The organism is Yersinia sp. KBS0713 (assembly GCF_005937895.2).
In the GTDB taxonomy this organism is placed as follows: Bacteria; Pseudomonadota; Gammaproteobacteria; order Enterobacterales; family Enterobacteriaceae; genus Yersinia; species Yersinia bercovieri.
This window is the reverse complement of the sequence record NZ_CP042173.1, coordinates 3,705,057-3,726,365: the sequence shown is the minus strand read 5'-3', so window position 1 is coordinate 3,726,365 and position 21,309 is coordinate 3,705,057. Positions and strand designations below refer to the sequence as shown.

Genomic DNA, 21,309 nt, shown 5'->3' with positions numbered 1-21,309 from the left:
GGAGTCTCCGGTTAGTGGGTAGCGGCGGTTAAGTCGCGGACATCAGCAAAGTGACCACTGACGGCGGCGGCGGCGGCCATCGCCGGGCTAACCAAATGGGTGCGGCCACCACGGCCCTGACGGCCTTCAAAGTTACGGTTGCTGGTGGAGGCGCAGCGCTCACCTGGCTCCAGGCGGTCATTGTTCATCGCCAGACACATTGAGCAGCCGGGTAAGCGCCACTCGAAACCGGCTTCGATAAAGATCTTATCCAGCCCCTCAGCTTCTGCCTGAGCTTTCACCGGGCCGGAGCCAGGAACCACGATAGCCTGTACACCGCTGGCGACTTTACGCCCTTGCGCGACGGCGGCGGCGGCACGTAAATCCTCAATGCGCGAGTTGGTGCAAGAGCCGATAAAGACTTTATCAATCGCCACGTCGGTCAACTTGATGCCAGGGCGCAAATCCATATAAGCCAAGGCTTTTTCTGCCGAGGCGCGCTCAACCGGATCACTGAAGGAGTCCGGTGCCGGAATGATTTGGTTCACCGCAATCACCTGGCCCGGATTGGTGCCCCAGGTGACTTGTGGTGCGATATCCTCTGCCGCTAAGGTGACGATGGTATCGAATTTGGCCTCCGCATCAGATTTCAAGGTGCGCCAGTAAGCCACGCCTTGCTCCCACAGTTCGCCAGTCGGGGCAAACTGACGCCCTTTCAGATAGTTGAAGGTGGTGTCATCCGGTGCCACTAACCCAGCTTTTGCGCCCATTTCGATAGCCATGTTGCACAATGTCATGCGGCCCTCCATGCTCAGCGCTTCAATCGCGCTGCCGCAGAACTCCACCACATGGCCTGTACCGCCCGCGCTGCCGGTTTTGCCGATAATCGCCAACACGATATCTTTGGCGGTGATCCCCGCGCCAACCTCACCATTGACTTCAATTTTCATGGTCTTGGCACGGCCCTGTTTCAGGGTTTGGGTCGCCAGCACATGCTCAACTTCTGAGGTGCCGATCCCAAAGGCCAATGAGCCAAATGCGCCATGGGTGGCGGTATGAGAGTCGCCACACACAATGGTCATGCCCGGTAAGGTCATGCCCTGCTCAGGGCCAATCACATGTACGATGCCCTGAAACGGGTGATTCAGGTCATATAAGGAGACGCCGAACTCAGCACAGTTCTTAATCAACTCTTGCATCTGAATGCGCGCCATTTCACCGCTGGCATTGATATCTTTGGTCTGGGTTGAGACGTTGTGGTCCATAGTGGCAAAGGTTTTACCCGGCTGACGTACCGGGCGCCCCATAGCTCGCAGGCCATCAAAAGCTTGCGGTGAGGTCACTTCATGCACTAAGTGGCGATCGATATAGAGCAATGGTGTTTCATTGGGCGCTTCGTGAACGATGTGTGCATCGTACAGTTTTTGATATAAGGTTTTGCTCATGTTAAACCCCCTCCGCCACGAATTTAGCGATGATATCGCCCATTTGGTTGGTGCCAATGGCTTTGCCATCACCGGCTAAATCCGCAGTGCGATAGCCCTGTTCCAATGCCTGATTGATGGCGCGCTCAATGGCATCTGCGGCGTCATCTTTGCCTAAGCTAAAGCGCAACAGCAGGGTTAATGACAAGATCTGGGCGATGGGGTTGGCGATATTTTTACCGGCGATATCCGGTGCCGAACCACCTGCGGGTTCATATAAGCCAAAACCTTGTTCGTTCAAGCTGGCGGATGGCAACATGCCCATTGAGCCGGTGATCATGGCGCACTCGTCAGACAAAATATCGCCAAATAAGTTAGAGCACAGCAACACGTCAAACTGGGATGGGTCCTTGATTAACTGCATGGTGGCGTTATCAATATACATATGGGACAACGCGACATCCGGGTAGTCCGCCGCAATGGTATTGACCACTTCTCGCCACAAAATAGAACTTTGCAACACATTGGCTTTATCAATGGATGTCACTTTGCCACGGCGCTTGCGGGCAGATTCAAAGGCGATGCGGGCAATACGTTCAATTTCGAAGCGGTGATACACTTCGGTATCAAATGCACGTTCATACTGGCCTTGGCCCTCACGGCCTTTGGGTTGACCGAAATAGATACCGCCGGTTAATTCACGCACACACAGAATGTCGAAGCCTCTGGCGGCAATATCACTGCGCAGCGGGCAGAAATCTTCCAATCCCTGATATAAACGCGCAGGGCGCAAGTTACTGAATAATTTAAAGTGTTTGCGCAATGGCAGTAAGGCACCGCGCTCCGGTTGTTCCGCCGGTGGCAAATGTTCCCACTTGGGGCCGCCCACTGAGCCGAATAAAATCGCGTCTGCCTGCTCGCAACCGCTGACGGTTGCTGGTGGCAATGGGCTACCGTGGCGGTCAATGGCCGCACCACCCACATCATAAACGCTGGTTGAAATCTTGATACCAAAGCGCTGGCGCACCGCATCCAACACTTTACTTGCCTGAGCCATTACTTCAGGGCCAATACCGTCTCCGGGTAAAACGGCAATATGATAAGTCTTCGTCATGTTCACACCATTTCCTGATTATTTTGTTGCAAGCGCTGCTTCTCGATCTCTACTTGATGAGCGCGCCAGATGTTATTTAATACGTGAACCAATGCCTTAGCGGATGACTCAACAATGTCAGTTGCCAAACCCACGCCATGGAAGCGGCGGCCTTGGTGATCAACCACGATATCAACCTGACCCAGTGCATCTTTACCCTGACCTTTGGCAGACAACTGATATTTCACCAGCTCGATTGGATAGTCGGTAATACGATTGATGGCCTGATACACCGCATCAACGGGGCCGTTACCGGTGGCGGCTTCGGATTTTATCTCTTCGCCACACACCAATTTCACGGAGGCAGTCGCCATTACACTGGAGCCAGATTGGACGCTGAAATAGTCCAAACGGTAATATTCAGGCTCTTCCTGCTGCTTATTAATGAAGGCTAAGGCTTCCAAATCATAGTCAAAGACTTGGCCTTTTTTATCTGCCAGTTTCAGGAAAGCATCGTACAAGGAGTCCAAATTGTAATCTTTATCCTGATAACCCATCTCTTCCATACGGTGTTTCACCGCCGCACGGCCAGAGCGAGAGGTCAGGTTCAACTGCACTTCTTTCAGGCCGATAGATTCAGGGGTCATGATTTCGTAGTTTTCGCGGTTTTTCAGCACACCATCCTGATGAATACCGGAGGAGTGGGCGAAAGCATTGCTGCCGACAATGGCTTTGTTACCAGGAATAGGCATGTTGCATATTTTGCTGACCAACTGGCTGGTACGGTAAATTTCCTGATGATTGATATTGGTATGCACCCCCAACATCTGATGGCGCACCTTAATGGCCATGATCACCTCTTCCAGTGAGCAGTTACCCGCCCGTTCGCCCAAGCCGTTGATGGTGCCCTCAACCTGACGCGCCCCCGCTTGCACTGCGGTGATGGAGTTGGCCACTGACATCCCCAAATCATCGTGGCAATGCACTGAGATAATCGCTTTATCAATGTTAGGTACGCGCTCATACAAGTCGGTGATGATCCCGCCGAACTGATAAGGGGTGGTGTAACCGACGGTATCCGGAATATTGATGGTTGTGGCACCCGCCGTAATTGCGGCTTCAACAACACGACACAAGTTATCTATTGGGGTGCGCCCCGCATCTTCACAGGAGAACTCTACGTCGTCGGTATAGTTGCGGGCACGTTTCACCGAGTGCACCGCCATCGCCAACACATCATCAAATGAGCGCTTTAACTTGGATTCGATATGCAAGGTGGAGGTGGCTAAGAATACGTGGATGCGGAAAGCTTCGGCGATACGCAAGGCTTCGGCCGCGACATCAATATCTTTATCTACGCAACGCGCCAGGGCGCAAACCCGGCTGTTTTTCACTTGCTGCGCGATAGTACGTACTGACTCAAAATCGCCAGGAGAGGAGACCGGGAAGCCGACTTCCATTATATCGACACCCATTCTTTCCAGTGCCAGCGCGATTTGCAGCTTCTCTTTAACACTCAGACTGGCTTGCAACGCTTGTTCACCGTCGCGCAATGTTGTATCAAAAATAATGACCTGTTGGCTCATGGTGGGTATTCCTTGTCGTGTTTACATTTGCGCTTTGCGGGTAAAAAAAAACCCGCGCATTTGCGCGGGCTTGTTAATCTTGATGACTGAATCAGTTCTGATTTCCGTCCACCAACATACCGCGCAAGTGAGATGCGTTTAGTAGTAGGCTTAGTAGGCGGGTTGAGTAGAACATTATTTTTTCAGTTTCTCATTGGTTAATGATATTGCGTTACCTAAATTGATACGTTAATTCTATGGTTATGTCAATATTTGTTTTAAGTAGTCTCTTCAACTGGTTCCGATGGCTTTGAATTCCTTATTTTGGAACAAAAAACCTTATAAGTCATTTTTTAGGATGATTAAGCTGATATTTTCTATTGTGTCTTTTTGTTTGTTTGGCATAACTATAACAATATAGGTTATTGTGCTTTTCAGATTTCTAAAGACATTGCCGCTTGTTTATCAGGGGTTAATCCTTGTTCTGAAGGTTATATTTAGAGTTTATAAGAGTAGCGTAAAATAGTGAGAGTAATTTATTGCTCACTAATAGAGTAAATTCACAGCAAACCTTATTATCTTTCACTTATATGTTTTGTGAATATAAATATTGATTGATTTAATGAATGGGATTATTTATTTGTTTAAAGTGTTATGACTATGGAGTAAAGTCATAATTAAGTTTTATGAAATTCAATCCATGATTAAACATATTCGCGACTATAATTAATAACTAATAAGTTTTCATTGATGAATTTATTATTTGTTAATGGCATAGTTGTCAACCATCCCATTTTGTGATGTGATCATGCTATTGCTTTTATTATTGATGCATATGATAGAGTAGGTTTGTATTTCTAAGATGAATTAGTCTTAAATACTATATGGGATACTTTATGTGGATGGCTTATTCACGTATTTATCTATGGGCATTATCAGCGGAAAATACATGGAGGCAATTCATATCGTTTCATTTATACAAGGATGAGACTCATTTTATCTTATAACGGTAATGATGAGAATATTGGCGTCATTAATAGTAAGAAATCAAAGATATTTTGAGATAGTGATAAATATCAGCGGAGCTCTTTTATTAATCATGCCATCTGCATAAAGCTTAGTGGAGTTAAGCATGTCTGAATACAATTTAATCACCGATAGTCAAGCAACTAAAAAAGAGTGTAGCGAAGTTCACTTAAGAAGTGTCGATCTCAATTTATTAACTGTTTTTGATGCAGTAATGCAAATGCATAATGTAACACGGGCAGCCCAAGCGCTGGGTATGTCCCAGCCCGCAGTGAGTAACGCGGTAGCCCGTTTAAAAGTGATGTTTAATGACGAATTGTTTGTTCGTTATGGCCGTGGTATTCAGCCTACCGCCAGAGCACGCCAGCTTTTTGGGCCAGTAAGGCAGGCGCTGCAACTCGTACAAAATGAGTTGCCGGGTGCCGGTTTTGAAGCGAAAAATAGTGGGCGAGTATTTAATTTATCTATTTGTAGCCCTTTAGATATTAGGCTGACGGCTCAAATAATAGAGCGCGTTAAGCAATTGGCACCCAATGTTCAACTCATTATCAGATCTAATCTTAATGAGAATATTGAGCACCAATTACGTTATCAAGAAACAGAATTTGTTATCGGTTATACTAAGTTTGAACGCCCTGACTTTCACGATATATCATTATTTAATGATGAATCGGTACTGGCTGTGTCTAAAAGTCATCCACGGATTGATAATTCAATTAGCCAAGAGCAACTCATTTCCGAACCACACGCCGTAGTGTCATTAGATAAAGTGGGTTCTTTTAGTGATTTTTATTATGAATCAATAGTCAGTGCCCAGAGCATTGCTTATGAAAGCACGGATATGAATAGCGTGCTTAATATTGTGTCTCAAACTTCCTTTGTAGCCATTGCTCCTCGATGGCTTGTTCAGAAATACAGTGAATCCCTTAATTTAAAACTGCTCTCTTTACCCTGGAGAGAGAATGTCAGTCGGCCATGTTATCTTACATGGCATGAATCTACTGATAGAGATAAAGGCCATCAATGGATGAAGGAATTACTCGGCCAACTTAGTACCCCATTGTAATCATTTCCGTTAAGCCCTGCTGCTGAAATTATATTAAGCTCAGTAGCAGGCAGGGGTAAGATTGAATCGAATATTGCTTTCTTCCCTCTTTTGTCACCCCCTTCAGTAACAGATAACTGTTCTGCTAAATCCCCAGTCGCCAGCCCTAACCGCTCTATTTTTCATCAAAGTCCATTTTAGCTCACATTTCTGCGCTGAATTTTATTTGCCATAACCTCTAGAGCGGGTAGACTGCGCGAAAAAAAAGTGAACACATGTAAGCTGAATGCCAACAGGCGAAAAGTTGCGGTACACTTTAATGAATGATTGATCAGCGAGCGGCGATGTTATGAACCATACACTAGAGCAATACCACCTTGTGCGCCGTTTGCGCCAGCAAATCAGCGGTCGTGCTGATCAGATAGCCTTTCGTGAATGGTCGCCAGAAGGCGAAAAACAGCTAACCTGGCGTCAGGTTGACCAACACGTCACTCAGATCTCTACTGCACTGCTCTCTTTGGATGCAGCAATTCAAGAGCGCATTGGGATTTTTTCTAATAATAGTATGGCTTGGTCGTTGGCGGATTTGGCTATTTTACAATTGCGCGGCGTGAGTGTTCCCTTGTATGCCACCAATACGACGAATCAGGCCGCTTACGTGCTCAATGATGCCGATGTGCGTATTTTATTTGTCGGTGGGCAACCGCAATTTGATGTGGCTATCACGCTAAAGCCAATGTGTCCTCAGTTGGCTCAGATTATCGTATTAGATCCTGCTGTCGATTTACGTGGTTGTGAATACGCCCAGCATTTGACTGATTTTGAGCAGCAGCCCGATGCCGTACAGCAGCATCTATTGACTACACGTATAGATAGTTGCGACCTGGATGACTTGTTCACGCTGATCTATACCTCTGGTACTACGGGTGAACCTAAAGGTGTGATGCTGGACTACCGTAATATGGCGGCTCAACTCTACCTACACGATCAGCGCTTAACTCTGACAGTTGATGATGTTTCCCTTAGTTTCCTGCCGTTATCTCACGTGTTTGAGCGGGCCTGGAGCTTCTATGTGATGCATACCGGCGCGCAAAACGTCTATATCAGTGATACGGATTGGGTGCGCCCGGCAATGCAGGCGGTAAAACCTACTGTCATGTGCGCAGTTCCCCGCTTCTACGAAAAAGTGTTCAGTGCCATCAATGATAAAGTCGCGTTGGCAAAATGGCACCGCCGGATGCTGTTTCGTTGGGCTGTCGGCTGTGGCGAACGCAAATTCCAAAATCTGCAATCTGGGCAAACAGCATCACTGCTATCCGGGCTGATGTATAAGCTGGCAGATCGCTTGGTATTGAGTAAGTTACGGGGCTTATTGGGCGGAAAAGTGCGCTTTTTACCGGCGGCGGGTGCGCGGTTGGATGACAATATTATTCTGTTTTTCCAAGCTATCGGCATCAATATTAAGTACGGTTACGGCATGACCGAGACCTGCGCTACAGTCTCTTGCTGGGAAGAGAGAAATTTCTGCTTCGGCTCTATCGGCAAGCCACTGCCGGGGATTGATGTCCGTTTAGGGGTTGAAAATGAGATTCAAGTCCGTGGCCCGATTGTCATGCGCGGCTATTTTAATAAGCCGCAGGAGACCGCAGAATCTTTCACCGAAGATGGCTGGCTCAAAACCGGTGACGCCGGTGCATTGGATGCTAAAGGTAATCTATTCATCACCGAGCGCCTCAAAGATCTGATGAAAACCTCGGGTGGGAAGTACATTGCGCCACAAATGATTGAGGGCACCCTCGGTCAGGACCGTTTTATCGAGCAGATAGCGATTATTGCGGATACGCGTAAGTTTGTGTCGGCGCTGATTGTTCCCTGTTTTGAATCACTGGAAGAGTATGCGCGTTCGATAAATCTGAAGTATCACGATAGGTTAGAGCTATTACGCCATAGCCATATTGTCAGTTTGTTTGAACAACGGCTGAAAGATATGCAAAAAGAGCTGGCGCTGTTCGAGCAGGTTAAGCGCTTTACGCTATTACCGCAGGCATTCACCATGGAAACCGGTGAGCTGACACCTACCATGAAATTGCGGCGTAAAATCATTCTCCAGCGTTATCAGAATGAGATTGACTCCATGTACCGTGATTGATAATCCATCTTCTCACGGCGATAGTGGGCATCTTTAATATTGATGCTGGCTATCGCTGTTTTTACCTGCAACACCCCTCTTTCTCTACCCATTTCTGTGTAGTGCCTATCATTTTGCTGCATCCAGCATGTAAAAATCATTAGCCTGATTAAGTTCTATAATTACCTGCTAATGCGATGTAAAAACCAAGGTTGCGGCTACTCTGGTAGTGTTTTGTTTTTGTAACTGGAGTAAATCCAGTATGTGACTAACGGAATTGTCTTTAGGGCAGATAATTGCTGTTTGCCTGCCAGAAATTCTGACGTTATGTTAATAAGTTAGTTACCCTAACTATAACAAACTAAGAATAGGAATAAGGGGCGTTGTGCCTTTCCTACAGGAACCCGTGGAAATGACTTCCCGTTATCCGATGAGCAAACTAAGCCTGGAGGCAAAACCCATGGAGATGTTGTCAGGAGCCGAGATGGTTGTCCGATCGTTAATCGATCAGGGCGTTAAGCATGTGTTCGGTTATCCCGGCGGGGCCGTACTTGATATCTACGATGCCCTGCACACGGTCGGAGGCATCGATCACGTGCTGGTGCGCCACGAACAAGGTGCGGTACACATGGCCGATGGTTATGCGCGGGCAACCGGCGAAGTCGGCGTAGTGCTGGTCACTTCCGGCCCCGGCGCGACCAATGCAATTACCGGTATTGCCACGGCCTATATGGATTCCGTGCCAATGGTGGTGCTTTCTGGTCAGGTGCCTAGCTCGTTGATTGGCTACGACGCTTTCCAGGAGTGCGACATGGTGGGGATCTCCCGCCCAGTGGTTAAACATAGCTTCCTTGTTAAACGCACGGAAGATATTCCCACTGTACTGAAAAAGGCATTTTATCTGGCTTCGACAGGCCGCCCAGGTCCAGTAGTTATTGATCTGCCAAAAGATATTGTAGGGCCAGCGGTCAAAATGCCTTACGCCTACCCAGAACAAGTTAGCTTGCGCTCATATAATCCGACAGTGCAGGGCCATCGTGGTCAGATTAAGCGTGCGCTGCAAACCATTCTCGCGGCCAAAAGACCTATTATGTATGTCGGTGGTGGGGCGATAAATTCAGCCTGCCACGAAGAGCTATTGGCGTTTGCTGAGAAGTTGAATCTTCCGGTCACCAGCTCGCTAATGGGGCTGGGTAGCTTCCCTGGCACGCATCGCCAAAGTGTTGGCATGTTGGGGATGCACGGGACGTTTGAGGCCAATATGGCCATGCACAATACAGACCTGATTTTTGCCATTGGCGTGCGCTTTGATGACCGCACCACCAATAACCTGGCTAAATACTGCCCGGATGCCAGTGTGGTACACATTGATATCGATCCGACGTCAATCTCGAAAACTGTCAATGCAGATATTCCGATTGTCGGTGATGCCAAACAAGTTTTGGTACAAATGCTGGAGCTACTGCCTCAGATTGATAGTGCACAAGATTTTGATAGTTTGCGTGACTGGTGGCAATCCATTGAACAGTGGCGCGCGCGCAACTGTCTGGGCTACAACAAAGAGAGCGGCAAGATCAAGCCACAAGCCGTTATTGAAACACTGCACCGTTTGACTAAAGGTGATGCTTACGTCACCTCAGATGTGGGCCAACATCAGATGTTCGCCGCACTTTACTATCCATTTGATAAACCACGCCATTGGATCAATTCAGGTGGCTTAGGCACCATGGGCTTCGGGTTACCGGCGGCCCTTGGGGTTAAACTGGCGCTACCGGATGAAACCGTGGTGTGTGTCACCGGTGATGGCAGTATCCAAATGAATATTCAGGAGTTATCTACTGCACTGCAATATAACCTGCCGGTGCTGGTACTGAACCTGAATAACCGCTATCTCGGCATGGTGAAGCAGTGGCAGGATATGATCTATTCAGGCCGTCATTCACAGTCTTATATGGATTCACTGCCTGATTTCGTCAAATTGGCTGAAGCTTATGGGCACATCGGTATTGCAATCCGCACGCCGGATGAGTTGGAAAGTAAGCTGGCCGATGCCTTGTCACAATTATCCGAGACGAATCGCCTGGTGTTTGTGGATGTGACTGTTGATGAAACGGAACATGTTTACCCGATGCAGATTCGCGGTGGTGGCATGGACGAAATGTGGCTTAGCAAAACGGAGAGGACATAATTATGCGCCGCCGGATTTTATCAGTTCTGCTGGAAAACGAATCAGGTGCTTTATCACGGGTTGTGGGCCTGTTTTCTCAGCGCGGTTATAACATTGAGAGTTTGACTGTTGCGCCGACCGACGATCCAACGCTGTCTCGAATGACCATCCAAACCGTGGGCGATGCCAAGGTTCTGGAGCAGATCGAAAAACAGCTGCATAAGCTGGTGGACGTCTTGCGAGTCAGTGAGTTGGTTTCCGGCTCACATGTTGAGCGCGAAATCATGTTGGTGAAGTTGCAGGCCAGCGGTTACGGGCGTGAAGAAGTGAAGCGTTGCGCTGAAATTTTCCGTGGGCAGATTGTTGATGTGACTGCCACGCTCTATACCGTCCAGCTTGCCGGGACGAGCGATAAACTGGATGCATTCTTAAATGCTGTGCGGGAAGTGGCCGAAATTGTTGAAGTTGCCCGCTCCGGTATTGTCGGTGTCTCCCGTGGCGATAAGATAATGCGTTAACCAAAGTGATTAATACTCATTATCAGGCTCAGCAGAGATGCTGGGCTTTTTTTTTCTTATTATTTAACCAAGGTAGTGTTATATGGCGGTTAAAGCGGTTGCTCAATAGTGAGTTCTGCGGTTAGATCTATATAGCGAAATATCCGTAGTTAAATTATGTCTATATCTCATGGTTTAGCTGTAATGCTACTGTAGATCGACGGATTGAGAAATTCTGAGATACTCCGCTCTGGCAGACATCATGCCTTTCATTACTTTATTGGGTTTATAAGGGGTCAATGTGAAACTGGATGAAATCGCGCGTCTTGCGGGCGTTTCGCGCACAACCGCCAGTTATGTCATTAATGGCAAAGCGAAACAGTACCGGGTCAGCGATAAAACAGTAGATAAAGTTATGGCTGTGGTCAGGGAACATAACTATCACCCAAATGCCGTTGCGGCAGGATTGCGCGCGGGCAGAACCCGTTCGATTGGTCTGGTGATCCCGGATCTGGAGAATACCAGCTACACCCGTATCGCAAACTATTTGGAGCGTCAGGCTCGCCAGCGTGGCTACCAATTGTTGATCGCCTGTTCTGAGGATCAGCCCGATAATGAAATGCGTTGCATTGAGCATCTGTTGCAGCGTCAGGTTGACGCCATTATCGTTTCAACGGCTTTGCCGCCAGAGCACCCTTTCTATCAGCGCTGGGCCAATGACCCGTTGCCGATCATCGCCCTTGATCGAGCCTTGGACCGCGAACATTTCATCAGTGTGGTGGGTGCGGATCAAGAAGATGCATTGATGTTGGCGCAAGAGCTACGGACTTTCCCAGCGGAATCGGTACTGTATCTCGGCGCGTTACCTGAGCTGTCGGTCAGCTTTCTGCGAGAGATGGGTTTTCGTGAAGCGTGGAAGGATGATCCCCGTAAGGTCGATTACCTCTACGCCAACAGCTATGAACGCGAAGCCGCCGGAGTGCTGTTTGCCGAGTGGCTAAAGACCCACCCGATGCCACAGGCGCTGTTTACCACCTCATTCCAGCTGCTACAGGGCGTTATGGATGTCACCTTAAAGCAGAGTGGGCGCTTACCCAGCAATCTGGCGATCGCTACTTTTGGTGATAACGAACTGCTCGATTTCCTAGAATGTCCGGTATTGGCGGTCGCACAGCGCCACCGAGATGTGGCCGAACGTGTATTGGAATTGGTATTAGCCAGCTTAGATGAGCCGCATAAGCCGAAGCCGGGTTTAACGCGCATCCGTCGTAACTTGTTCCGCCGCGGCAGTTTGAGCCGTAAATAGCCTTTTATTATGAATCAGGGTGCCGAATGCGCCCTGATTGTGCTTGCGTAATCCATCCCATTTATACCCAATAGATTTCAAGATGCAGGAAAGCGGCAAGCAAGAGAGAAATTTGTCGGGAGCAGATTTGAACGCCGCTTGCCCGCGGCCTCGCAGAGGCGAGGTCCATGGATGGACCGAGTAACGAGCGTAACCAACACACCTGCAACTTGAAAGATGACGGGTATATTAGACGTAGCCTGCAACACGGAACAACCTCCGGCAATACTCCAAAAAGTAGCCATACGCCACACCCATCGCCATAGAAACCAAGGCATTACTGGTGACTGCTGTGGTGATTTGCTCTAAATCAGCCCCTACCGACCACAAAATCAGCGCATAGACCGGTGACTGGAAACTGACGTATGCCAGTAGGTCTGCCAGATTTCTTGCCCAAACATGCTCCCCCACATGACGATATGCGAAGCGGATAAAAGCATCGCGATACACACCATAAGGCCAGGCGATAAGGATATTGACCGGTATTGAGACCAGACGGGAAGAGAGCGACTGTTGGAAGGTCATCCCCGAGATCACTATTTCAATTATCATGCCGATGACAAAACAATACACCACGAGTGCGAAAGTATCGGCTGCGGCACTACGCAGACGGGACCCAGTTGAAAACATTGTCATTAACTCCCTACTTGGGGTAAAAATCTGCTAAAACGCTAATCAATGAGATTAATAGCAGGATTTATGTATTGCTCATCATTTAAATATTAGCTGATTGTGTTGCTATTATGCTTTTGTTGCAGTTTACAGTGCTATTGGTGGTAATATAACCAGCTTAAAATTTTTATTTTTAACATTTGCCTGATTTTTATACTTTCTACTGTGAGGAATAGGGCTTTCGGTGGTTTTTAAAATGGTGGGTATCTATTTTTTGTTTAAAAACAAAATGTTATGATTTCGCTTTGGTGGCGAGGAAAACGAATGCAATCTAAGTCAAATTTAAAAGAATCGATGAGAAAAAAACTATTTTGCGGTATTTCCCTAATTTAAGATTTATCTGTCTGAAGACATTCATATTTCAGCGCTGCCCCAAAATATGTACCAATAATTTATTTCAAAATAGATTAATCCTTGCGGCTTAATTGAAGTAAAATGCAGCGCCGATAACACTTGTTGTTTTCAAGGGTATTATTGTTTTGTCGTGGATTTTGTCACCGATTTCCGCTGTTTTTCCTTAGTGAAGCCAGCAGACGCGGGTTTTCTACTCAGACAGTTGAATTTTAGACCGTACGTTTTTCATACTGAAAATGAGACATTCCTTGCAGAAGGAAATAATGAAACAATTAATCGACAATTAATTATTTATTTAAGTTGCAGGAATTACTGGCGGAAAAATAGCCCGTTAATCATGACGTTAATTTCTATTTCAAGCACTAAAATAGCCCCTTCTACGAGATATATCTCAAAAACGGCCCATAAATATTGTCAAAGCGCCTCGGCTCTGGCTTGACAAGGTTTTCATACCATCCGTAAACTCTTTAATGTGGGGATTTGTGGGGTAAAGTGGCGAATTGGGTCATGAAGGGGTAACTCAGTCATGTTTCGTGGGGCAACGATGGTTAACCTCGACAGCAAAGGGCGGCTCGCCGTACCTACCCGTTATCGGGATTTGCTGAATGAGGAGTCGCAGGGCCAGATGGTCTGTACCATAGACCTTCACCAACCATGCCTGTTGCTTTATCCACTCCCTGAATGGGAAATCATTGAACAAAAATTATCTCGTCTGTCGAGCATGAACCCGGCTGAGCGTCGGGTTCAACGTTTGCTGTTAGGACATGCCAGTGAATGTCAGATGGACGGTGCTGGGCGTTTACTGATTGCAGGAACATTGCGTCAGCACGCCGGGCTGAATAAAGAAGTGATGCTGGTTGGGCAGTTCAACAAGTTTGAGCTGTGGGATGAACAGACCTGGTATCAACAAGTCAAGGATGACATCGACGCAGAACAGTCGACTCAGGAACCACTGTCTGAGCGGCTACAGGACTTATCGCTATAAGCATGGTAGATAACAAAAAAATTGTAGATAACAACTACAAGCACACCAGCGTATTGCTGGATGAAGCCGTAAATGGCCTGAACATCCGCGATAACGGCATCTATATTGACGGAACTTTTGGCCGTGGTGGTCATTCGCGTCTGATTTTGTCCCAACTTGGGCCAGAAGGGCGCTTGATAGCGATCGATCGTGATCCACAAGCAATTGAAGCAGCAAAATCTATTACTGATCCGCGTTTCTCTATCGTACACGGTCCTTTTTCTGAATTGGCGCATTATGTGCGGGAATTGGATTTAGTTGGCCGCATTGACGGTATTTTGCTGGATCTCGGTGTGTCATCCCCGCAATTGGATGATCCTGAACGCGGTTTCTCGTTCATGCGTGACGGGCCGCTGGATATGCGGATGGATCCTACCCGTGGGTTATCTGCCGCCGAATGGTTGATGAAAGCCAGCGCCGATGATATCGCTTGGGTGCTAAAAACCTTTGGTGAAGAGCGCTTCGCCAAGCGTCTGGCCAAGGCCATTGTTGAGCGTAATCTTACGCAGCCGATGACACGCACCAAAGAGCTGGCTGATTTGATTGCTAACGCCAGCCCATTCCGCGAGAAGCATAAACACCCGGCGACCCGCAGTTTCCAGGCTATCCGCATCTATATCAACAGTGAGTTAGAAGAAATTGAGCGCGCACTGGATGGCGCTCATGAAGTGCTGGCAGACGAAGGCCGTTTGTCAGTGATTAGCTTCCACTCCCTTGAAGACCGCATTGTGAAGAACTTTATCCGTCAACGCAGCCGTGGGCCACAGGTTCCGGCGGGATTGCCATTGACGGAAGCGCAGTTACGCAGCATGGGTGGGCGCACGATGAAATCCATTGGCAAGATGATGCCAGCGGATGCTGAAGTGGCTGAAAACCCACGAGCACGTAGCTCAGTATTACGCTTTGCTGAGAGGATTAAAGAGTGATAGGCAACGAACGCCACGGTTTAGTTGGGGTCATCGGCGGGGACTTACTCCGCAATGCGAAAATCCCGTTGATTTTACTGGTCGCGGTGTTGGTGTCTGCCATTTTTGTTGTGACCACCGCCCACCGCACGCGCTTGTTAACCGCTGAGCGTGAGCAGTTGGTGCTGGAGCGGGATGCGCTGGATATCGAGTGGCGCAACCTGATTCTGGAAGAGAACGCATTGGGTGACCACAGCCGTGTTGAAAGTATCGCAACTGACAAGCTGAAGATGCAACATGTTGATCCATCACAAGAAAATATTGTGGTTCAGCAATAGGTTTTTCTAATAATAAAGGAATTAGTCGCCACCATGACTCTACGTTGCCAAGGTAACGCATGAAAGCAGCGCGCCCCGGGAAGTTAAAGCGCCAAGAAGAACAAGCCAGCTTTATTAGCTGGCGTTTTGCGTTGCTGTGCGGCTGTATTTTATTGGCATTGATCGGATTGCTGCTGCGCACTGCCTATCTGCAAGTGATCAACCCTGACAAACTGGTGCGCGAGGGCGATATGCGCTCGCTGCGGGTACAAGCAGTGCCAACAGCTCGTGGCATGATCAGCGACCGTTCAGGCCGTCCATTGGCAGTTAGCGTACCGGTTAATGCAGTTTGGGCCGACCCGAAAGAGCTTACCGAGCGCGGCGGCATTACGCTGGATACGCGCTGGAAAGCGCTGTCTGATGCACTGGAAATCCCGCTAGATCAATTGGCAACGCGAATAAATGCCAATCCAAAAGGGCGCTTTGTCTATTTGGCCCGTCAGGTTAACCCCGCCATTGGCGACTATATCCACAAGCTGAAATTACCCGGCATCTATTTGCGCCAAGAGTCCCGCCGCTACTATCCAGCAGGCCAGGTGATGGCACACATTATTGGCGTAACCAATATTGATAGCCAAGGCATTGAAGGCGTAGAGAAAAGTTTTGACCGCTGGCTCACTGGGCAGCCCGGCGAGCGTACGGTGCGCAAAGACCGCTATGGGCGCGTCATTGAGGATATCTCCTCTGTTGATAGTCAGGCGGCACATAATCTGGTGTTGAGTGTTGATGAGCGCTTGCAGGCGCTGGTGTATCGTGAACTGAACAATGCGGTGGCATTCAACAAAGCAGAATCAGGTACGGCGGTGTTGGTGGATGTGAATACCGGCGAAGTGCTGGCGATGGCGAACAGCCCGTCCTACAACCCGAATAACCTGACCGGTACGCCAAAAGATGCCATGCGTAACCGGGCAATAACCGATATTTTTGAACCCGGCTCGACAGTTAAGCCAATGGTAGTCATGACGGCATTGCAGCACGGCGTAGTGAAAGAGAACAGCGTGCTGAACACCTTGCCGTACTTTGTTAACGGTCACCAGATTAAAGACGTGGCCCGTTACGCAGAGCTATCCGTGACCGGGATCTTGCAGAAGTCGAGTAACGTCGGTGTTTCTAAACTGGCGTTAGCGATGCCATCCTCAGCGTTAGTAGATACTTACTCACGGTTTGGGTTTGGGAAAGCGACCAATTTGGGGTTGGTCGGAGAGAGCAGTGGCTTATATCCTAAAAAACAACGGTGGTCTGACATAGAGAGGGCCACCTTCTCTTTCGGCTACGGGCTAATGGTAACACCGTTACAACTAGCGCGAGTCTATGCAACCATCGGCAGCATGGGGATCTATCGCCCGCTGTCGATCACCAAAGTTGACCCGCCAGTAGCTGGTGAGCGCATTTTCCCTGAACCGCTGGTACGCACCGTGGTTCATATGATGGAGAGTGTGGCACTGCCCGGCGGCGGGGGCACCAAAGCGGCCATCAAAGGCTACCGTATTGCCATTAAAACCGGTACCGCCAAGAAAGTTGGCCCGGATGGCAAATATATGGACCGATACCTCGCTTACACCGCAGGCGTTGCGCCCGCGAGTAACCCTCGATTTGCTCTGGTTGTGGTCATCAATGACCCGCAGGCAGGGAAATATTACGGTGGTGCGGTTTCTGCACCGGTGTTTGGTGCCATCATGGGGGGCGTATTGCGCACCATGAACATTGAACCCGATGCGTTACCCACTGGTGATAAAAGCGAATTAGTGATTAATACAAAAGAGGGTTCAGGTGGCAGATCGTAACTTGCGCGATTTACTCGCTCCTTGGGGGCTAGACCTCCCGGAGCGTGCGCTACGGGAAATGACATTAGACAGCCGTGTTGCCGCTGCCGGGGATCTGTTTGTTGCCATTGTTGGCCACCAGACGGACGGGCGTCGCTATATCCCACAAGCCATCGCACAAGGTGTGGCGGCAATTGTGGCCGAAGCCGATGGTGTGGCACCGGATGCCAGTGTTGCAGAGATACATGGCGTTCCTGTTATTTATTTGCGTAATTTGAATCAGCACTTATCCACGCTGGCGGGGCAGTTTTACCATCAACCGGGCGCGGCACTCCGTTTGGTCGGCGTGACCGGGACTAACGGCAAAACCACCACTAGCCAATTATTGGCGCAATGGAGCCAGGCGCTGGGCGAAACCAGTGCGGTGATGGGGACCGTCGGCAATGGTTTATTAGGGCAGGTGATTCCGACGGAAAACACCACTGGCTCAGCGGTTGATATCCAACATTTACTGCGCAATCTGGTCGATCAAGGGGCCACTTTTGCGGCGATGGAGGTCTCTTCCCACGGTTTGATTCAAAATCGCGTCGCCGCATTGCCGTTTGCCGCCGCAGTGTTCACTAACTTGAGCCGCGATCACCTGGATTACCACGGCAATATGGCGAGTTACGAGGCGGCAAAATGGTTGCTGTTCTCCACCCATCAATCCGAACACAAAATTATCAATGCTGATGACGAAGTCGGCCGCCGCTGGCTAAGCCAGTTGCCACAAGCTGTCGCCGTCAGCATGGAAGGTCATCTCCCTGCGGGCTGGAAAGGCCCGTGGTTATCCGCCAGTCAGGTGGAGTATCACGATAATGGCGCGAATATCACCTTTGACTCCAGTTGGGGTGAAGGCCAGATAGAGAGCCGCCTGATGGGGGCATTTAACGTCAGTAACTTGCTGGTAGCACTGTCAACGCTGCTCTCGTTGGGCTACCCATTAGCACAGCTTTTAGCCGCTGCCCCTCATCTGCAACCTGTTTGCGGGCGGATGGAAGTATTTAACGCGCCGGGTAAACCTACGGTCGTGGTGGATTATGCCCATACGCCGGATGCGCTGGAAAAAGCGCTGGCAGCAGCCCGTTTACATTGTAAAGGGCAGTTGTGGTGTGTGTTTGGTTGCGGTGGTGATCGTGACAAAGGTAAGCGCCCACTTATGGGCGGCATCGCGGAACAGCTAGCTGACCGTGTCGTCGTTACGGACGATAACCCACGTAGCGAAGAGCCGCAGGCAATTGTAGCCGATATCCTCAGCGGCTTACTGGATGCCGGACATGCGCTGGCGATCCATGGTCGTGCTGAAGCGGTAACCAGTGCCATTATGCAAGCCAAAGAGGACGACGTTGTTCTGATCGCGGGCAAAGGGCACGAAGATTATCAATTGGTTGGCAATCGCCGACTGGATTACTCCGACCGCGTCACTGTCGCGCGTCTGTTGGGGGTGGTGGCATGATTAAAGTCTCGCTGCATTTCTTGTCCGAGCTGCTTAACGCCGAGCTTATTGCCACTGATAAAGGTGGCAATAACCTCGAGATCACCGAAGTGACCATTGATACCCGTAAGGTCACGGCTGGCTGTCTGTTTGTGGCGCTGAAAGGCGAGCGTTTTGATGGGCATGATTTCGCAGAAGATGCTGTTACCGCTGGTGCTGGCGCTTTGCTGGTAAGTAAACGCTTACTGGTGGGGGCACCACAATTAGTGGTTAAAGACACTCGTCTGGCGCTGGGGCAGTTTGCGGCCTGGGTTCGCCAGCAGGTGCCTGCTCGCGTGGTGGCCTTAACCGGCTCATCAGGTAAAACCTCAGTCAAAGAGATGACGGCTGCGATTTTGCGCCAATGCGGCAAGGTGCTGTATACCGCCGGCAACTTTAATAATGATATCGGAGTGCCGCTGACTCTGCTGCGTTTGACGCCAGAATATGATTTTGCGGTTATTGAATTGGGTGCTAACCATGTGGGTGAAATTGCCTACACCACGGATTTAAGCCGCCCGGAAAGCGCCTTGGTTAACAATTTAGCCGCCGCGCATCTGGAAGGTTTTGGCTCTCTGGCCGGCGTGGCGCAAGCCAAAGGCGAGATTTTTGCTGGATTGCCAGCTAACGGCACCGCAATTATTAATGCTGACAGCAACGACTGGCCTCACTGGCAGGAAACTCTGCATAACAAGCGGGTCTGGCGTTTTGCTCCTCAGGCAGCAGAAGATATCGATTTTTATGCCACTGACGTGCAAATCACCCCGCAGGCGACGCATTTCACTCTGCACTCGCCATTTGGCACTGTCGCCATTGAGCTGCCACTGCCGGGGCGACATAACATCGCCAATGGGCTAGCCGCTGCGGCACTAGCTATGTCGGTTGGCGCTGATTTAGCGGCGGTTCGTCAGGGGCTGATGCAGTTACAGGCCGTACCGGGGCGGCTATTCCCCATTCAACTCGCCGCTGGCAAGTTGCTGCTGGATGACACTTACAACGCCAATGTGGGTTCCATGACCGCAGCGGCGCAGGTGCTGGCTGAAATGCCGGGCTACCGTGTCATGGTGGTTGGCGATATGGGTGAGTTGGGCGATACCGCGATTGATTGCCATCGTCAGGTCGGTGAAGCCGCGAAACAGGCGGGTATCGATAAAGTGCTGAGTGTTGGCACGTTAAGTCAGACACTCAGCGACGCTAGCGGTAACGGCGAACATTTTCAGGATAAGAGCGCATTGGCAGCCCGCGTTAGCGAACTGCTGAGCGAACATCCGGTTATCACAGTTTTAATTAAAGGTTCACGTAGCGCCGCCATGGAAAATGTCGTGCGTGCGTTACAGGAGAAGGCATCATGTTAGTTTGGTTGGCTGAATATTTAGTGAAATTTTACTCGGGTTTTAACGTCTTTTCCTATTTGACGTTCCGAGCCATCGTCAGTCTGTTGACTGCATTAGTGATCTCATTGTGGATGGGGCCGCACCTGATTGCTTATTTGCAGAAGTTGCAGATTGGTCAGGTGGTGCGTAACGATGGGCCAGAGTCACATTTCAGTAAACGCGGCACGCCGACCATGGGCGGCCTGATGATTCTGTTCTCCATTACTATTTCGGTTCTGATGTGGGCTTACCCATCCAACCCCTATGTCTGGTGTGTGCTATTCATTTTGGTGGGTTATGGCATCGTCGGTTTCATTGACGATTATCGTAAAGTGGTACGTAAAGACACCAAGGGCTTGATTGCCCGCTGGAAGTACTTCTGGCAGTCGATAATTGCACTGGCAGCGGCATTTGCGATGTATAGCATCGGCAAAGATACCCCAGCTACCGAGTTGGTGGTGCCCTTCTTCAAAGACATCATGCCGCAGCTGGGCCTGCTCTATATCTTGCTGGCGTACTTCGTGATTGTCGGCACCAGCAACGCGGTCAACCTGACTGATGGACTGGATGGCCTGGCAATTATGCCGACCGTTTTCGTGGCGGGCGGCTTTGCACTGGTTGCCTGGGCGACCGGTAACGTGAATTTTGCGGCCTACCTGCATATTCCTTATCTGCGCCACGCGGGTGAACTAGTGATTGTTTGTACCGCCATTGTCGGCGCAGGGCTGGGTTTCCTCTGGTTTAACACCTATCCGGCTCAGGTCTTTATGGGGGACGTCGGCTCGTTGGCACTGGGCGGCGCACTCGGCACTATCGCCGTATTACTGCGCCAAGAGTTCTTATTAGTGATTATGGGCGGCGTGTTTGTGGTTGAAACACTGTCGGTCATCTTGCAGGTAGGGTCCTTTAAGTTACGTGGACAGCGCATTTTCCGCATGGCGCCGATTCATCACCATTACGAACTTAAAGGCTGGCCGGAACCACGGGTGATCGTGCGCTTCTGGATTATTTCGCTGATGCTGGTGCTGATTGGCCTGGCGACGCTGAAGGTACGGTAAT

Annotated in this window: 16 protein-coding genes; 12 read left to right on the top strand and 4 right to left on the bottom strand. The window is 49.5% G+C overall.

Translation table 11 applies throughout. The features are described from left to right. Positions 1-11: 11 nt before the first annotated feature. Genes leuC through leuA form a run of 3 tightly spaced genes read right to left on the bottom strand, consistent with a single transcriptional unit; the run spans position 12 to position 4,082 of the window. Positions 12-1,424, bottom strand: a complete 1,413-nt coding sequence (gene leuC, locus FFE93_RS17755) for a 3-isopropylmalate dehydratase large subunit (protein WP_005275268.1) — start codon at positions 1,422-1,424, stop codon at positions 12-14. 1 nt (position 1,425) lies between these two features. After that, positions 1,426-2,517, bottom strand: a complete 1,092-nt coding sequence (gene leuB, locus FFE93_RS17750) for a 3-isopropylmalate dehydrogenase (protein WP_054872206.1) — start codon at positions 2,515-2,517, stop codon at positions 1,426-1,428. Positions 2,518-2,519: 2 nt separating this feature from the next. Beyond that, positions 2,520-4,082, bottom strand: a complete 1,563-nt coding sequence (gene leuA, locus FFE93_RS17745) for a 2-isopropylmalate synthase (RefSeq protein ID WP_049599779.1) — start codon at positions 4,080-4,082, stop codon at positions 2,520-2,522. Between the two features lie 1,111 nt (positions 4,083-5,193). On the opposite strand from leuA, the gene leuO reads away from it, so the two are divergent. The 5 genes from leuO to cra all read left to right on the top strand — a co-directional run bounded on the left by leuO (position 5,194) and on the right by cra (position 12,230). Next, on the top strand, positions 5,194-6,153 hold the full coding sequence (gene leuO / locus FFE93_RS17735; protein ID WP_005275265.1) for a transcriptional regulator LeuO: 960 nt from the start codon (positions 5,194-5,196) through the stop codon (positions 6,151-6,153). A gap of 328 nt (positions 6,154-6,481) precedes the next feature. Continuing rightward, positions 6,482-8,281: an AMP-dependent synthetase/ligase gene (locus FFE93_RS17730; RefSeq protein WP_049599772.1), complete on the top strand. Its 1,800-nt coding sequence runs from the start codon at positions 6,482-6,484 to the stop codon at positions 8,279-8,281. Positions 8,282-8,720: 439 nt separating this feature from the next. After that, a complete protein-coding gene (gene ilvI, locus FFE93_RS17725; RefSeq protein ID WP_032898090.1) occupies positions 8,721-10,448 on the top strand; it encodes an acetolactate synthase 3 large subunit in 1,728 nt (575 codons plus the stop codon). Between the two features lie 2 nt (positions 10,449-10,450). Beyond that, a complete protein-coding gene (ilvN, locus tag FFE93_RS17720; protein ID WP_004388986.1) occupies positions 10,451-10,945 on the top strand; it encodes an acetolactate synthase small subunit in 495 nt (164 codons plus the stop codon). A 280-nt stretch (positions 10,946-11,225) separates the two neighbouring features. Then, positions 11,226-12,230, top strand: a complete 1,005-nt coding sequence (cra, locus tag FFE93_RS17715; RefSeq protein ID WP_004875570.1) for a catabolite repressor/activator — start codon at positions 11,226-11,228, stop codon at positions 12,228-12,230. A gap of 228 nt (positions 12,231-12,458) precedes the next feature. On the opposite strand, the gene FFE93_RS17710 is transcribed toward cra, so the two are convergent. Continuing rightward, complete coding sequence (locus FFE93_RS17710; RefSeq protein WP_032898084.1) at positions 12,459-12,899, bottom strand: L-alanine exporter AlaE; 441 nt, start codon at positions 12,897-12,899, stop codon at positions 12,459-12,461. A 922-nt stretch (positions 12,900-13,821) separates the two neighbouring features. Between FFE93_RS17710 and mraZ the strand changes: the two genes are divergently transcribed. Genes mraZ through mraY form a run of 7 tightly spaced genes read left to right on the top strand, consistent with a single transcriptional unit; the run spans position 13,822 to position 21,308 of the window. Beyond that, the gene (gene mraZ / locus FFE93_RS17705; protein ID WP_004875568.1) at positions 13,822-14,280 is read left to right on the top strand and encodes a division/cell wall cluster transcriptional repressor MraZ; all 459 of its coding nucleotides are present in this window, start codon (positions 13,822-13,824) and stop codon (positions 14,278-14,280) included. Positions 14,281-14,282: 2 nt separating this feature from the next. After that, positions 14,283-15,245, top strand: coding sequence for a 16S rRNA (cytosine(1402)-N(4))-methyltransferase RsmH (gene rsmH, locus FFE93_RS17700; RefSeq protein ID WP_005275251.1), 963 nt, complete (start codon positions 14,283-14,285; stop codon positions 15,243-15,245). Then, the gene (gene ftsL / locus FFE93_RS17695; RefSeq protein ID WP_032814710.1) at positions 15,242-15,562 is read left to right on the top strand and encodes a cell division protein FtsL; all 321 of its coding nucleotides are present in this window, start codon (positions 15,242-15,244) and stop codon (positions 15,560-15,562) included. The genes rsmH and ftsL overlap by 4 nt, the downstream gene beginning before the upstream one ends. A gap of 59 nt (positions 15,563-15,621) precedes the next feature. Further along, positions 15,622-17,385, top strand: a complete 1,764-nt coding sequence (locus FFE93_RS17690) for a peptidoglycan glycosyltransferase FtsI (protein WP_005275244.1) — start codon at positions 15,622-15,624, stop codon at positions 17,383-17,385. Then, on the top strand, positions 17,372-18,859 hold the full coding sequence (gene murE / locus FFE93_RS17685; protein ID WP_186367671.1) for a UDP-N-acetylmuramoyl-L-alanyl-D-glutamate--2,6-diaminopimelate ligase: 1,488 nt from the start codon (positions 17,372-17,374) through the stop codon (positions 18,857-18,859). The genes FFE93_RS17690 and murE overlap by 14 nt, the downstream gene beginning before the upstream one ends. Further along, positions 18,856-20,232, top strand: a complete 1,377-nt coding sequence (murF, locus tag FFE93_RS17680) for a UDP-N-acetylmuramoyl-tripeptide--D-alanyl-D-alanine ligase (protein ID WP_138775687.1) — start codon at positions 18,856-18,858, stop codon at positions 20,230-20,232. The genes murE and murF overlap by 4 nt, the downstream gene beginning before the upstream one ends. Then, the gene (gene mraY / locus FFE93_RS17675; protein WP_032814707.1) at positions 20,226-21,308 is read left to right on the top strand and encodes a phospho-N-acetylmuramoyl-pentapeptide-transferase; all 1,083 of its coding nucleotides are present in this window, start codon (positions 20,226-20,228) and stop codon (positions 21,306-21,308) included. Before murF ends, mraY begins: the two co-directional genes overlap by 7 nt. The last annotated feature ends 1 nt before the right edge of the window (position 21,309 follow it).

What these genes read in the sequence shown, in the direction of transcription:
- leuC (WP_005275268.1), bottom strand. Translation starts at nt 1,424, where the DNA reads ATGAGCAAAACCTTATATCAAAAACTGTACGATGCACACATCGTTCAC.
- leuB (WP_054872206.1), bottom strand. Translation starts at nt 2,517, where the DNA reads ATGACGAAGACTTATCATATTGCCGTTTTACCCGGAGACGGTATTGGC.
- leuA (WP_049599779.1), bottom strand. Translation starts at nt 4,082, where the DNA reads ATGAGCCAACAGGTCATTATTTTTGATACAACATTGCGCGACGGTGAA.
- leuO (WP_005275265.1), top strand. Translation starts at nt 5,194, where the DNA reads ATGTCTGAATACAATTTAATCACCGATAGTCAAGCAACTAAAAAAGAG.
- FFE93_RS17730 (WP_049599772.1), top strand. Translation starts at nt 6,482, where the DNA reads ATGAACCATACACTAGAGCAATACCACCTTGTGCGCCGTTTGCGCCAG.
- ilvI (WP_032898090.1), top strand. Translation starts at nt 8,721, where the DNA reads ATGGAGATGTTGTCAGGAGCCGAGATGGTTGTCCGATCGTTAATCGAT.
- ilvN (WP_004388986.1), top strand. Translation starts at nt 10,451, where the DNA reads ATGCGCCGCCGGATTTTATCAGTTCTGCTGGAAAACGAATCAGGTGCT.
- FFE93_RS17710 (WP_032898084.1), bottom strand. Translation starts at nt 12,899, where the DNA reads ATGTTTTCAACTGGGTCCCGTCTGCGTAGTGCCGCAGCCGATACTTTC.
- mraZ (WP_004875568.1), top strand. Translation starts at nt 13,822, where the DNA reads ATGTTTCGTGGGGCAACGATGGTTAACCTCGACAGCAAAGGGCGGCTC.
- rsmH (WP_005275251.1), top strand. Translation starts at nt 14,283, where the DNA reads ATGGTAGATAACAAAAAAATTGTAGATAACAACTACAAGCACACCAGC.
- FFE93_RS17690 (WP_005275244.1), top strand. Translation starts at nt 15,622, where the DNA reads ATGAAAGCAGCGCGCCCCGGGAAGTTAAAGCGCCAAGAAGAACAAGCC.
- murF (WP_138775687.1), top strand. Translation starts at nt 18,856, where the DNA reads ATGATTAAAGTCTCGCTGCATTTCTTGTCCGAGCTGCTTAACGCCGAG.
- mraY (WP_032814707.1), top strand. Translation starts at nt 20,226, where the DNA reads ATGTTAGTTTGGTTGGCTGAATATTTAGTGAAATTTTACTCGGGTTTT.